We start from the raw sequence: 13864 nt of genomic DNA, 5'->3' as shown, positions 1-13864 counted from the left end.
ATGACGGAAACAATTGTATACCTAAACGGTACTTTTATGCCTCAAAGCAAGGCAATGATATCTCCATTAGATCGTGGATTTTTGTTTGGTGATGGGATTTACGAAGTCATACCTGCTTACGATCGCAAAATGGTCGGTTTCACTCCGCACATTGCACGTTTGCAAACGAGTTTATCCGCTATTGGCATTACACTAGATTGGTCTGTCGACAAGTGGCGTACAGTACTGAATGAATTATTGGAGCACAATAGTGGAGATAGCCTAGCGGTTTATATCCAAGTGAGTCGTGGTGTCAGTCCAAAACGTCAGCATGGATTCCCAGATAATGTTAAGCCCACAATGTTTATGATGTGTTATGCCATAAAACCACCGGTTAACTATGATGATTCTGATAACAAAGGATTAGCCTTAGTCAGTCAACAGGATCTGCGTTGGCGTCAATGTCATATTAAGTCTACGTCTCTACTGGGTAACGTTTTGCATTATCAAAGTAGTCAAGATCATAAAGTAGATGAATGTTTACTTTACAATGAAAATAAGCAGATTACTGAAGCATCCTCATGTAATGTTTTTGTGGTGAAAGACAAACAAATTTTCACTCCGCCGTTAGACTCTCAATTATTACCCGGCATTACTCGCGCGATCGTACTAGATTTATTAACCACTCAAACTAACTACCAAGTTTTTGAGCAGAATATTAGTCTACAACAAGCCCGTTCAGCTGATGAAATATGGTTAACCAGCTCGACCAAAAATATCGCTCCAGCAGTGAGTTTAGATGGTGAAGCAATAGCAGATGGAAAAATTGGTGAAATATACAAAGAACTAAACCTGTTATTTAATAAATTTAAATACGATTACTGATTTCTAATTTTAATCGTTAGACATTCCCTTTGCTGTAGGACAGGTATACTTAATGAGTCGCCCCACCGAAATTACTATTGATTTGAACGCGTTAGTGGCTAATTGTAATTATGCAAAATCACTTTCTCCAGACAGTCAGACTGTCGCTGTAGTTAAAGCAGATGCCTATGGTCATGATGCTGTCGAAATCGCTAAAGCGCTGCAACAGCATGTGTCAATGTTTGCCGTTTCTAGCCTTGAAGAAGGTCTCGAATTGAGGCTGCAGGGCATCAAACTACCGATTCTGTTATTGGAGGGCTGTTTTCACCAAGAAGAACTATTTATTGCGTGTAAACAAGGGTTTAGTGTGGTTATGCATAACCAGTTGCAGTTGCAGATGTTACAAAATTTGAATGCTGAAGAAGCGGTTGAAGTGTGGTTGAAAGTTGATACAGGTATGCATCGGCTTGGATTTCAACCTGAAAATGTAACTGCTATTTTTAGCCAGTTAAAAAGCACTAAGCAGGTTAACAACGTGGTGCTTATGACGCACTTGTCAGTGGCTGATGAAATCGATAACCACTTTACCAGCTCTCAACTAAAGAAATTTATTGCTTGTTGTGAACAATTAGAAGGTAAATTTTCAGAGACAATTTATACCAGCATAGCGAATTCGGCTGGGATAAAAGCATGGCCGTTAGCCAGAGGAACATGGAATCGTCCGGGGATTATGTTGTATGGCGTGTCGCCATTTATGTCTAATCACGATATGCAGCAACAACTAATACCAGTTATGACGTTAAAGTCAAAGGTCATTGCACTGCGAAATGTTCCGCAAGGTGAAAGTGTAGGCTATGGCAACACTTGGAAAGCCGAACAAGAGTCTGTAGTGGCAACAATCGCTGTGGGGTATGGTGATGGTTACCCCCGCACAGCTAAGCTTGGAACACCGGTACTGGTGAACGGTCAAAGGGCTAAGCTGTGTGGCAGAGTGTCTATGGATATGATCACGGTTGATGTTACCGGATTGCTAGATATAGAAGTTGATTCTGACGTTGAATTGTGGGGAAAAAGTTTATTGGCTAACGAAGTTGCAAGCTGGGCAGATACCATTGGTTATGAATTGGTAACGCGGATGCCTAAACGAACTCGTCGCCGAATCATTAACCTATAGAAGATTGAATTTCTACTTCAATCTTCTAATTAAGATTACATGTCTTCGTCACAATTCCCATCGGTGCACTCACCATAAAGATACAAGCTGTGATGAGTTAACTTCATTTTGTTCTGACTAGCGACTTCGTCTTGACGTTTTTCAATAATCGGATCTTCAAATTCGATTACTTTGCCGCATTTTAAGCAGACTAAATGATCATGATGTTGTTTGTGGCTAATTTCAAATACAGACTTACCGCCTTCAAAGTGGTGTCTATTCAAAATTCCCGCATCATCAAACTGATTCAAAACACGGTAAACAGTCGCTAAACCTATTTCTTCACCTTGCTCAATCAATAACTTGTATACGTCTTCAGCACTAATATGTTGGTTCGCAGGTTCCTGCAAAACCTCGAGGATTTTAAGTCGTGGCAGGGTAATTTTTAGCCCTGCTTTTTTTAATTCTTTATTTTGATCCATCTGTTTTTCTAAACGATAATTGGTGGGTTCATTATAGGGAAGTAATTCAAATATGAAAGGGATAGCGAACAAACTAATCACTAAAGGGATTAAATATTTCAATTACATCAACATTTTTTTAACATAGCGTGCTTTCTGAACAGATTTACGAATTTAAACTCACAAACTGAGTGCTTGTCCAAATGTTCTATACTGAATTATTTCAAATTGAAAATTACGTCAAATTTAATATCCATTCTTGATTAGAAGGGATAAATCGTTTGGCTAAGTTTAGGATTCGATATGAGACTAAATGTAGTAGGTAAGATTATTGCTGGTTTCGTTTTGGTCGGTTGCGTGATGGTGGTCACCAATATAGTGTCTTATTTTGGATTGGCTGATATTCGTGATTCCGCGCAAAGTGTAGTGCAACAGAAAATGCCGGTGCAAGCCAGCATGTTGCAAGTTCAAACCGGAATTTTGTCACTGGCTACAATATCGACAAATGCTTATTTTGAACAATCCATAAAGCAATTGCAGAGTAATCAACAAACCTTCGATCGGTTGTCCACAGAGTTCACTGTTAACCTCAAAAACCTTAATCAAATAATTGGTGAAACAAATACTGCGTTTCAACTAGGCGCACAGCATGCATCCGCGTATGTTACACAGTCTAAGAATATGTACCAAGCGAGAGTTCAACAGCTGTTATTGACAGCAGAGATCGACCAAAATGCGGCTAATATTATTGCTGTGGCTGACGAAACTAGTGCGCTATTAGGTGACTTAACCTTCTTAGAAGGGGATGCTCCCAATCTCGATATCTTGATTGGTACGGCGATTAATGCAGACAATAAAATTATGCCGTTATTTAGTGCAATAAAAGAGTACATAACAACCAATAACACTGAAATAAGTGAAACGATTAAAGGGGATATTGAATTTACCTTAAGTAATGTAGCAGTCGATATTGACTATTTAAATAGATTATCAGAAACAGTAGACACCCAAGGTTACATTGACGGGCTGAATGCACAATTCTCACAATTACAAAAACTACTGTTACAAGATCCCGGTTTATTCTCAGCTCAACAGGAAAAAATTTCGTTACTTGTTAAAGCAAAAGATTTTAATGTTATTGCCAATCAACATTTAGATAGCGCTAAACAACACTTTTCGACGGTTTTTTCCGAAGTTAACCAAGATACTTTATTAGGGCAAAATGCCATTATCGAAACGGTTAACTCTAACATTTGGAAAGGTCTTATATTTTTATGTATTGCTGTTGCTGCGGCAATAATCTTTGGAAGCATAACGACGCGCAGCATTGCAGCACCCATCGCAAGAATTAATCGTAGTTTAGGACTAATTAGTAGCGGAGATTTAACCCATAAGGCGTATTCAACCAATCAGGACGAATTTGCTATATTGGCAACCAACGTTAATAAAGTCACTGAAAGCTTGCGTGCGGTTGTTGAAAAAATACTATTGCAAGAAGCGTCGTTAGAAAATGCCATGCAAACAACCGCCAATTTGAGTGAACAAACGTTAATTCAAGTTGAGCAGCAAAAACAACAACTCAATTTAACCGCCGCTGAAACCAATTCTATTCGACAAGCGAGCAAATCTAACACGCAACAAATTCAGCATGGTATGCATCAATTGCAACAGGTGAGTAAACAAAGTGCCAATGTGAGTAAATTAGTTTCTTCAACTCATAAGCAAATATCTGAACAAACTCAACAAGCAGAGCAATCCTCTACCATTATTCATCGATTAGACGAAAACAGTAAAAAAATTGGCAGTATATTAGACGTGATTAAAACAATTGCACAGCAGACCAATTTATTAGCATTAAATGCCGCAATTGAAGCTGCAAGGGCAGGTGAGCAAGGGCGTGGTTTTGCAGTCGTAGCAGATGAAGTGCGTACACTAGCAAATCGTACCCAAAACTCGACGGCCGAAATTGAAGCTATGATTGAAAGTTTGCAGCTTGATGCAGAGCAAGCTGTCAAAGCGATTAGCAGTGGTAATGAATTTGCCAAGCAAAGTGAGCAGCAAATTTTTGACGTGGCACAGCAAGTAACACAAATAAATGAAACCATAGATAGTTTACGAAAAATGAATCAAGAAATTGTTAGCTCTACTTTGGAGCAGGATAGCTTGTTTGAGAAAATTGCAATTAAACTGAACAATGTCGTCGATTTGGCTGAGAAAAGTGCGGAATCTACGCATTCTTCAACCGCGGCAAACCAAACATTAACTGATTTGATGGTTGAAATGAAAAAGGCAGTTAGTCAGTTCAAGTTGTAAACGGGGTTGTTTAAACCCCTTGTTGTGCGAGGCACAACAAGGGGTCGACTTTACAAGTACATTCAACACTTTGTTGCTATGTTGATAAAGGGATAAATAATTCGAGTAATTTATGCCAGCTCAGACAAACAAAGCTCTTCGTGAATCTGTTTGCACCAGTCTTTCACTCGCTGCTCGGTTAGCTCTGGTTGACGATCTTCATCGATGCCAAGCCCAACGAAGTGTTCGTCGTCTGCCATGCCTTTAGATGCTTCAAAATCATAACCTTCACACGGCCACTGTCCTACCAAAATCGCACCTTTGGCTTCCACAATATCCCGTATCATACCCATCGCATCTAGAAAGTATTCAGCGTAATCTTCTTGATCGCCACAACCGAAAATAGCGACTAGTTTGTCGTTAAAATCAATTTCTTCCAGCTCAGGAAAAAAATCATCCCAATCACATTGAGCTTCGCCGTAGTACCAGGTAGGGATCCCGAATAAAAGTAAATCGAATTCGGCAATGTCTTCTTTACTGCTTTTAGCAATATCATGAACATCAATGAGATTCTTACCCAGTTCTTTTTGGATCATTTTCGCAACATGTTCTGTGTTGCCTGTATCACTTCCAAAAAATAAACCTACACTTGCCATTCCAACTTTCCTTTACTTAACTAATTCGATGCCTAATTATATTAAATGCCACTGTTTTCCCAAAAGATCTGGATCAAACCTTTAGCAATAAATCCGGCTGCACCTAAAAATAAAACAAGATAAACAACTGCTCGACCAAGGAAGGGCACATTGTTCTTTTTTAATACATCGTGTATCGCAAACCCCATAAGGGCAAATAGCGCGACCAAAGTCAGGTTTAACACGATTGCCTCTATTTGCTCATAATATTCATTTAGCATCGCAAAACCTTCAGAATAAAAAAACGCGCAGAATATACCACACAAAGTGACGCAAGCGAATTACCCACAAGTATCATTTTGCAAAAAATCGCTGACTAAACGATTAAAGATGACTGGTTTTTGTGCATGTAACCAATGTCCAGCTGAACCAATCACTTTTGCACTGCTATTTGGAAACAATGCACTAATGGCAGATTTGTGTTCAGGTAAAATATAGTCTGACTGACCACCTTTAATAAAAAGTACCGGTACCGAGCAAACATTATCACTGCTAATTCCTTCAGAAATTGCGGGGTAATCCCGTTGCAGTAACTGTAAGTTAAAGTCCCAGCGCCAGTTACCATCAACTTGTTTTAAACTTTTTAATAAAAATTGACTTACACCAGGCTCTTTTAAATATTCAGACATCACAGCATCTGCATCACCTCTTGACGTTATACTTTTTAAGTCAACGGCATTTAATGCTTTAAATACATTCTGGTGGCGAGGTGTATAGCTCACAGGAGCAATATCAGCAATGACTAACTTGTCAATTAGTTGCGGGTTATCGAGGGCTATTTTCATGGCTATTTTGCCGCCTAAAGAATGCCCTAAAATGGATACTTTTGTTATGTTCACAGAAGCTATTAACTGTACAATTTTGTTAGCATAGCTAGTGAATGAAAATGCATCAGTAAAAGCCGATTTACCATGGTCAGGTAAATCGATACTCAAAACATTGTGACTGTCCTCAAGTGCTTTTCTTACCATAGACAAATTATCTAGGCTGCCAAATAGGCCATGTAAAAGTACTAAATAAGGTTTTTCAGCTTGATTGCTGCTTAAATGATAATTAATAGATTGCATAAGTGTTTAGATAGGGATAATTGCTCGCTAAAACAAGCAATTTAATTGAATTAATTGCACATAGCCAGAAATTAGCCACATTCTGACTATGTGTTTAACAGATTACTTACATATTAGGGTAATTAGGTCCTCCTGCACCCTCAGGTGTTACCCAAACAATATTTTGCGTAGGATCTTTAATATCACAGGTTTTACAATGCACACAGTTCTGCGCGTTAATTTGCAACTTTTTGTCACCCTCAGGGCTGTCAATAATCTCGTAAACGCCAGCAGGACAGTATCGTTGCGCCGGTTCATCGTATTTCGGTAAGTTTATGACGATGGGAGTTGCCGGATCTTTTAAACGCAAATGGCAAGGCTGATCTTCTTCGTGATTGGTATTCGATAAAAATACTGATGAAAGTTTATCGAAACTAATTACGCCGTCAGGCTTAGGGTATTCGATTTTCGGAAATTCACTGGCTAAGCCTATAGCGCCATGATCAGTAGTCGTATCTTTAAGCTTAAAGAGGACTTTACCACCAAGGATATTTTGCTCAAACGTATTGTAAGCTCCCCCTAAAAAGGTACCAAACTTGTGTAATGCAGCGCCGAAATTCTGTGAACTATAAAGTTCTTTGTACAGCCATGAATTTTCGAATTTTTGTGCATAGTCGGTTAAATCTTGACCCACTTTATCTTGGCTGATTGCCTCAACAATGGTTTCAGCGGCCAGCATGCCCGATTTCATCGCTGTGTGATTTCCCTTTATTTTTGCAAAGTTAAGGGTGCCTGCATCACATCCTACAAGGATCCCCCCTGGAAATGTCATTTTGGGAAGGGAATTATATCCTCCTTTAGCAATTGCTCTGGCACCATAGGAAACCCGCTTACCACCTTCTAAATATTGCTTTAGCACTGGATGCTGTTTAACTTTTTGGAATTCGTCAAAAGGACTCAGGTGTGGATTCTTGTAGTTAAGATCAATAATGATCCCCACTAAAACTTGGTTATTCTCTGCGTGATATAAATAACTTCCACCGGTTTCGCTATTGAGTGGCCAGCCAGCAGTGTGAACCACCAAACCTTCTTGATGTTTGCTTGGGTCGATATCCCAGATCTCTTTAAAGCCAATACCATAATGTTGAGGTGCTTTGTCTTTATCGAGTTCAAACTTAGATATCAGTTGTTTGCCCAAGTGACCACGACACCCCTCGGCGAAAACTGTGTACTTTGCTCGTAATTCCATGCCAGGCATATAGCTGTCTTTGTGTTCGCCAGAAGCACTTATGCCCATATCGCCGGTGATAATTCCGCCCACGCTGCCATCTTCGTTGTATATTATTTCTGAAGCGGCAAAGCCTGGAAAAACCTCTACGCCCAATTGTTCCGCTTGATCGGCTAACCAACGGCATACATTCCCCATACTAACGATATAATTACCTTGGTTGTGCATGGTTTTTGGGGTCATGAAGTTAGGTAATTGCGTCGCTGAGCTTTGATTCTTTAAATAGTAAATGTGGTCCTCAGTGACTTTTGTGGTCAGAGGGGCCCCTCGGTCATTCCAATCAGGAAAAAGTTCGTCCATAGCTTGGGTTTCGAAAACCGCACCAGAGAGAATATGGGCACCAACTTCTGAACCTTTTTCAACTACACATACCATTAACTCTTGTTCATTTTGTTGAGCTAATTGCATAATTTTACAAGCAGTTGATAGTCCGGCTGGCCCAGCACCTACAACTACAACATCAAACTCCATCGATTCACGTTCCACGGGTTTCTCCCCTTATAGATATCTATTAATTAAAGAAATAAACAATTAAGTAACTATCACCCACAGTTACCAAAGTTGATTGATACTATTCATCAAGTATATAGTTTGCATCAACCAAAAAGCAGGTCCTGAAAGTACCTTTTAACCTGTCATTAAAATCAATTAAATCAATATCTTACTTGGCAAATTAATCTTGGTTTTTGGGCGAAATTAAGCTTGAAAAATAGCGCTTTTTATTAACATTAACATAATAAAACTTAAGCTCAAATGGAAATAATGACCTACAATTTATAACCAAAATACGGGAAGCCAGATTTGTAACTTTGATAACACTTAGTTGACGCTTAGGTAAACAGCCAGTAAATTTACGCAACCTTACAAATACGCATAATTTGCGTTATAACTTCTCTACACTTTATATCTGATTAGAGGTAAACATGAAAATTTTAGTGCCGGTTAAACGTGCCATTGATTACAACGTAAAAGTACGCGTTAAAGCCGATAACACAGCGGTTGATTTGACCAACACAAAGATGTCTATTAATCCGTTCTGTGAAATCGCAGTCGAAGAAGCGGTTAGACTAAAAGAAAAGGGTATTGCCACTGAAATCGTGGTGGTTTCAATAGGTGATAAAGCCTGCCAAGAACAAATAAGAACCGCTTTAGCACTAGGTGCAGATCGTGGAATCCAAATTGATACCAGTGAAACGCTAGATTCTTTACAAGTTGCTAAACTTCTATCAAAAGTGGTTGAAGAAGAGCAACCAGGCTTAGTTATTCTAGGTAAACAGTCTATTGATTCGGATAATAATCAAACCGGTCAAATGTTAGCTGCGCTAACAGGTATGCCACAGGGTACTTTTGCATCTGTTGTGGATGTGGATGGTGATAAAGTAAAAGTGACCCGTGAAATTGACGGTGGTTTACAAACTGTTGAATTGAATCTTCCAGCGGTGGTGACTACAGATTTACGACTCAATGAGCCACGTTATGCAACGTTGCCTAATATTATGAAAGCAAAACGCAAACCTATCGATGTTAAAGCGGCTGATAGTTTTGGTGTAACGCTTACGTCGAACGTTAAAACGTTAAAAGTAATGCCGCCAGCACAACGTAAAGGTGGTATTAAAGTAGCTGATGTAGCAGAGCTCGTCGAGAAATTAAAAACAGAAGCGAAGGTGATCTAATGGCTGTTTTAGTATATGCAGAACACGACAATGAACAACTAAAATCTGAAACTCACAAGTTAGTTAATGCGGCCAGTAAAATGGGCGCAGATGTGGTTGTTTTGGTTGCAGGACAAAACTGCACAGGCGTAGCTGAACAAGCAGCTAAGATTGCAGGAGTAAGTAAGGTGCTATTGGCAGATAACGCTGAATACGCTCATCAGTTAGCTGAGAATATTGGCGAGCTGGTCACAGAGTTAGCTGCTGATTATTCTCATGTGATTGCAGCCGCTACCACCACCGGCAAAAACTTTATGCCTCGTGTAGCTGCACTATTAGATGTCGCACAGATATCTGATGTTATTGCTGTTGAAAGCGAAGATACCTTTGTCCGTCCTATTTATGCCGGTAACGCAATTGCTACGGTACAAAGTAGCGACAGCAAAAAAATACTCACAGTTCGAGCTTCAGCATTTGACGCTGCAGAAGAAACAGGCTCAGCTGCTGTCGAAGCAATTGATAATGTGAAGACTTCTGAAAAATCATCATTTGTTAGTGCTGAATTGACCAAATCTGAACGTCCTGAATTAACTGCCGCTGAGGTCATTATTTCAGGTGGTCGCGGAATGCAAAATGGTGAAAACTTCAAGTTACTTGAAGGTATCGCTGATAAATTAGGCGCTGCAATTGGTGCATCTCGTGCTGCTGTAGACGCTGGCTTCGTACCAAATGATATGCAAGTTGGGCAGACGGGTAAAATCGTTGCTCCTCAACTGTATATTGCGGTGGGCATTTCTGGTGCCATTCAACATTTGGCGGGTATGAAAGATTCAAAAGTCATTGTTGCTATCAACAAAGATGAAGAAGCGCCGATCTTCCAAGTTGCCGACTACGGTTTAGTGGGAGATTTGTTTGATGTGTTGCCTGAGCTAGAAGCGGCACTTTAGACTATATAAAAATTATAAAGGCAGTCTGCTGTGAAGCAAAACTGCCTTTTTTATGATTCGTTGTTAGTCGTTTTTTGTGCTGAAGATAGTTAGCAAAAATTACACAGATACGACAGAGTTCTCATCAAAGGAAATTGGTGATGTTACGTAAGCATCGGCGTTCCAATCATTTTCCCATTTTTCATCGTCTAATAAATATCGAAATTGATATTCTGCATCAGCTGGAAGATCTACGGTTGAAGAGAAAGAACCATTTTTCAGTTTCTTCATAGGAGCCGTAGCAGTATCCCAATCATTAAAGTCGCCCACTAAACGCACTGTCTCAGCATTCTTAGCTTCTTCCTTCGATAATTTGAAAGTTACTTTACACACTGGTTTCGATTTAAGATATTGTTTTTTGAAGCTCATAAGCTCCTCCTTTAGGTAATTAAATTACATTAATAGGCTATTAATGCAGCAATATTACAGTTTTAATCTAATTTTGTGAAATATAATTACACCATTTCCCGATTTAATCAGTGCAATCTAAGTGGATACGCCCTCATAAGGTGCGAAATTAAGCTCCCGCTTAAATTTTGTGCACTGATTTGGCGTGAAATCACCTTTTTAAACGGTTTACCTGCTATTTATAAGTTATTAACTCATATATTGTGCCAATTTTCCTTAATCTAGATCAACAAGTATACAATCATCGTTGATTACAAAATTCATTGTCTTGACCAACATAATTTACTGCTTGATGTAACTACCGAAATTCAGATTAAACGATGGGTAATTATAGACTCATATTGTTTGGATTTTGTAGTTTCGAGGGGGAAATTTTTAGTTTAATGATGTGCAAAATGGCAAGTAAAAACAGCTGAAGTCTGTTTCTAATTGGAGATGAAATTATCTGCAGTTTCGCCCTTGCTAAGTATTAAAGCAGATAAAAAAACGATCCTAAAAGGATCGTTTTTATATGTATATGAGGTATTTTTAAATTAATAGAAGCTTATTTTTGCTTCAATACCAAAGATACGTGGTTGGTTCATAATTCCAGTTAGGTTATTGAAATCTATTGCACCTTTTACATTATCTTCATCGGTAATATTTCTACCGAAAAGTGCGATAGTGTAGTTGTTTTGGTAGTTCTCATAACCAATACGCAGTCCACCTTCGTAATTACTATCGGTGGTGAATTCAACTGAATCATATAGGAATAAACTGGTTTCACCTTGGAAGGCCCAATCTGTGAATACAAATAATTCGCCATCATCGCCGATTGGTGTAGCGTATCTTGCGGTGAAGTTGAAAATTGTTTCAGGCGCTTGTGGGAAAGGGTTGCCATCGATGCTTGCGGCATAACCATCAGGACGTGGATCAAATACGGTGCAATTTCCTGTGAATGCAAAATCAGCATTGGCGCCACATGGTAGGATAGTCAAACCACTATCTTGAATTTCTGTGTGGTTATAACTGTAGCCTGCAGTTAATGTTAGATAGTCTGTTACCAAATATTCCACATCAATTTCGAAACCATATCCGACACCTTTGTCAGCATTGATCAGCGCAGTCGTATTTGCACCACCGCCAATTGCACTTAATTGCATGTCGTCAATTTCATAGTAAAAAGCAGCGGCATTGATGCGTAAGGTATTATCTAACAGGTCTTTTTTGATACCCAATTCAGCAGAATTAATGGTTTCTGCTTCTGCAACTGAAGGACTTGCTTCAAATGCAACATCGCGGCCTTGTATGGTTTGCGCTCTAAAACCATTCGCTAGTCGAGCAAACACTGAGGTGTCGTTATCTAGCTTATAATTTGCGCTTAGTTCCCAGCTTAATTGTCCATCATCAACATTGATGTCTTCGTACTCTTGGATTGATGCAGCACCAATTACTAACGCGAAGCCGTCAACATTCTGTTCGCCAACGATCAAAGATTTTTCATCATAGGTATAGCGAAGACCACCAGTTACCTCTAATTTTTGGTTAACTTGATAAGAGGTTTGACCAAAAACAGCCCAAGTCGTGTTTTCATGATAGACGGTGGTCGCGCCGTAAAATCCATCTATACTGGTTACGTTAAAAGATGAATCATAATAAAATGCGCCCACTTGCCAACTCATCGCTTCATCTGTTTCACTGGCTAGGCGAATTTCTTGAGTTAACTGTTCTAAATCATCCAACTTATCTTGTGTAACTGCAGAAAACGCAATGTTACCAGGGAAAGTGGTTTCTTCAGTACCATCACCATTTATATCTGCTGGTTCGTTTAATACTACACCACCATCAATATCACCTAAGCTATAACCTTCAGCTTGTTCGTATGCGGTAATGCTGGTTAAAGACATATTTTCAAGCGCAAATTCTAATTTTAGAGAGGCCCCATAATTGTTGTACTCTTGCGGATTATTGTCAGCACCATTACCATCAATATCGCCATCATAGTAAAGCACGTCACGATCATAATTTTCGTTTAGGTCGTTGCTACCTTTGGTAAATATGTTGGCGCGGAATATAGACGCTGTGCCATCTAACTCTCTGCCGTGAACGTTTAATAAGGCAGAAAAGTCTTCATTTGGTGAGAAGAGTAGTTGTCCACGCCAAGCTTTTTCATCGAAACCACCCATGGCGTCATTTTCGCCAGTATAGGCATTATCAATCCAATCGTCACGATTCTGCGATAAAACTGAAAAACGACCTGAAAGGTTATCGGTTAGACCACCGCCAACAGCACCTTCGAAGTTTAACGTACCTAAATTGCCGACTCCTAATTTCATATAAGCATCGAAGTCTTCAGTGGGCTTCACTGAATCAAATTTTACAATGCCGGCGGTGGTATTTCTACCAAATAGGGTGCCTTGCGGTCCTCGTATTACTTCTACTTGCGAAACATCAAATAATGGGAAGCTTTTTAATATGACGTTTTCTTTTACAACATCATCCATCACAATAGAAACAGGTTGAGATGCGGCTAAATCGAAATCTGAATTCCCCAATCCGCGAATATAAAACCGTGGAGCAACACGACCGTTAGATGTCTCGGCATATAGTCCAGGTACTCTCACTGCTAGTGCAATGATATCTTCACCACCGGAAAAGATACTTTCAAAACGTTCACCGTTTAATGTAGCAATTGAGATTGGAACATCTTGAATACTTTGCGTGCGTTTTTGTGCCGTCACGGTGATTTTTTCCAAACTACGCTCTGCGGCAACGGTATCTTGCTCTTGAGCGAAACTTAATTGGCTAAATAAGGCCGATTGTATGCACAGTGCAATCACTGTTTTATTAAGTGTTTTCATTATATTACCAAGTTGTTAATTTAAATTAGTTGTGTGTTTATCCTTTTGCTTTTTAACCTTGAGAAGAGATAAAAAGCGGATATATTTTTAGAATTGGGTCATGTTTTAAGCTGCAAACATTATTTGGGCGCTAGTGTAATTTTATATTCCAACAGAATCCAATATTTATAGCTCAGATACGACCAATGCTTTAAAGATAG

At 39.3% G+C, this 13864-nt stretch carries 12 protein-coding genes; 5 read left to right on the top strand and 7 right to left on the bottom strand.

Translation table 11 applies throughout. The features are described 5' to 3' along the window. Complete coding sequence (locus VUI23_RS11935; protein ID WP_342804504.1) at nt 1–864, top strand: aminotransferase class IV; 864 nt, start codon at nt 1–3, stop codon at nt 862–864. 52 nt (nt 865–916) lie between these two features. After that, entirely contained in the window at nt 917–2017 is a 1101-nt protein-coding gene (alr, locus tag VUI23_RS11930; protein WP_342804503.1) for an alanine racemase, read from the top strand. A gap of 35 nt (nt 2018–2052) precedes the next feature. Here alr and fur read toward each other — a convergent pair whose 3' ends face one another. Next, a complete protein-coding gene (gene fur, locus VUI23_RS11925; protein ID WP_216047515.1) occupies nt 2053–2478 on the bottom strand; it encodes a ferric iron uptake transcriptional regulator in 426 nt (141 codons plus the stop codon). A gap of 282 nt (nt 2479–2760) precedes the next feature. On the opposite strand from fur, the gene VUI23_RS11920 reads away from it, so the two are divergent. Continuing rightward, nucleotides 2761–4770: a methyl-accepting chemotaxis protein gene (locus VUI23_RS11920; protein WP_342804502.1), complete on the top strand. Its 2010-nt coding sequence runs from the start codon at nt 2761–2763 to the stop codon at nt 4768–4770. A gap of 110 nt (nt 4771–4880) precedes the next feature. On the opposite strand, the gene fldA is transcribed toward VUI23_RS11920, so the two are convergent. From fldA to VUI23_RS11900, 4 genes are all read right to left on the bottom strand, one after another. Then, nucleotides 4881–5405, bottom strand: a complete 525-nt coding sequence (fldA, locus tag VUI23_RS11915) for a flavodoxin FldA (protein WP_216047513.1) — start codon at nt 5403–5405, stop codon at nt 4881–4883. 41 nt (nt 5406–5446) lie between these two features. Further along, nucleotides 5447–5665: a DUF2788 domain-containing protein gene (locus VUI23_RS11910; protein ID WP_216047512.1), complete on the bottom strand. Its 219-nt coding sequence runs from the start codon at nt 5663–5665 to the stop codon at nt 5447–5449. A gap of 60 nt (nt 5666–5725) precedes the next feature. Beyond that, a complete protein-coding gene (locus tag VUI23_RS11905; protein ID WP_342804501.1) occupies nt 5726–6511 on the bottom strand; it encodes an alpha/beta fold hydrolase in 786 nt (261 codons plus the stop codon). A 106-nt stretch (nt 6512–6617) separates the two neighbouring features. Next, nucleotides 6618–8264, bottom strand: a complete 1647-nt coding sequence (locus VUI23_RS11900; RefSeq protein WP_342804500.1) for an electron transfer flavoprotein-ubiquinone oxidoreductase — start codon at nt 8262–8264, stop codon at nt 6618–6620. A 437-nt stretch (nt 8265–8701) separates the two neighbouring features. Here VUI23_RS11900 and VUI23_RS11895 point away from each other — a divergent pair, with 437 nt between their 5' ends. Both VUI23_RS11895 and VUI23_RS11890 read left to right on the top strand, forming a co-directional pair. Next, a complete protein-coding gene (locus tag VUI23_RS11895) occupies nt 8702–9451 on the top strand; it encodes an electron transfer flavoprotein subunit beta/FixA family protein (protein WP_216047510.1) in 750 nt (249 codons plus the stop codon). Continuing rightward, nucleotides 9451–10377 carry an FAD-binding protein gene (locus tag VUI23_RS11890; protein WP_342804499.1) on the top strand — a complete coding sequence of 309 codons (927 nt, stop codon included), beginning with the start codon at nt 9451–9453 and terminating at the stop codon, nt 10375–10377. Before VUI23_RS11895 ends, VUI23_RS11890 begins: the two co-directional genes overlap by 1 nt. 99 nt (nt 10378–10476) lie before the next feature. Here VUI23_RS11890 and VUI23_RS11885 read toward each other — a convergent pair whose 3' ends face one another. Then, a complete protein-coding gene (locus VUI23_RS11885; RefSeq protein ID WP_216047508.1) occupies nt 10477–10785 on the bottom strand; it encodes an isoamylase early set domain-containing protein in 309 nt (102 codons plus the stop codon). Nucleotides 10786–11357: 572 nt separating this feature from the next. After that, nucleotides 11358–13664 carry a TonB-dependent receptor gene (locus VUI23_RS11880; RefSeq protein ID WP_342804498.1) on the bottom strand — a complete coding sequence of 769 codons (2307 nt, stop codon included), beginning with the start codon at nt 13662–13664 and terminating at the stop codon, nt 11358–11360. Between the last annotated feature and the right edge of the window lie 200 nt (nt 13665–13864).

The sequence above is a fragment of the Alteromonas sp. M12 genome (assembly GCF_037478005.1).
Classification (GTDB): domain Bacteria; phylum Pseudomonadota; class Gammaproteobacteria; order Enterobacterales; family Alteromonadaceae; genus Aliiglaciecola; species Aliiglaciecola lipolytica_A.
Note: the sequence above shows the minus strand (reverse complement) of the source record. Positions and strands in the feature narration are given on the sequence as shown.

Bases quoted from the DNA above. Each gene is read 5' to 3' on its own strand.
- VUI23_RS11895 (WP_216047510.1), top strand. From the start codon at position 8,702: ATGAAAATTTTAGTGCCGGTTAAACGTGCCATTGATTACAACGTAAAA.
- fur (WP_216047515.1), bottom strand. From the start codon at position 2,478: ATGGATCAAAATAAAGAATTAAAAAAAGCAGGGCTAAAAATTACCCTG.
- fldA (WP_216047513.1), bottom strand. From the start codon at position 5,405: ATGGCAAGTGTAGGTTTATTTTTTGGAAGTGATACAGGCAACACAGAA.
- VUI23_RS11880 (WP_342804498.1), bottom strand. From the start codon at position 13,664: ATGAAAACACTTAATAAAACAGTGATTGCACTGTGCATACAATCGGCC.
- VUI23_RS11885 (WP_216047508.1), bottom strand. From the start codon at position 10,785: ATGAGCTTCAAAAAACAATATCTTAAATCGAAACCAGTGTGTAAAGTA.
- VUI23_RS11935 (WP_342804504.1), top strand. From the start codon at position 1: ATGACGGAAACAATTGTATACCTAAACGGTACTTTTATGCCTCAAAGC.
- VUI23_RS11910 (WP_216047512.1), bottom strand. From the start codon at position 5,665: ATGCTAAATGAATATTATGAGCAAATAGAGGCAATCGTGTTAAACCTG.
- VUI23_RS11905 (WP_342804501.1), bottom strand. From the start codon at position 6,511: ATGCAATCTATTAATTATCATTTAAGCAGCAATCAAGCTGAAAAACCT.
- VUI23_RS11920 (WP_342804502.1), top strand. From the start codon at position 2,761: ATGAGACTAAATGTAGTAGGTAAGATTATTGCTGGTTTCGTTTTGGTC.
- VUI23_RS11890 (WP_342804499.1), top strand. From the start codon at position 9,451: ATGGCTGTTTTAGTATATGCAGAACACGACAATGAACAACTAAAATCT.
- alr (WP_342804503.1), top strand. From the start codon at position 917: ATGAGTCGCCCCACCGAAATTACTATTGATTTGAACGCGTTAGTGGCT.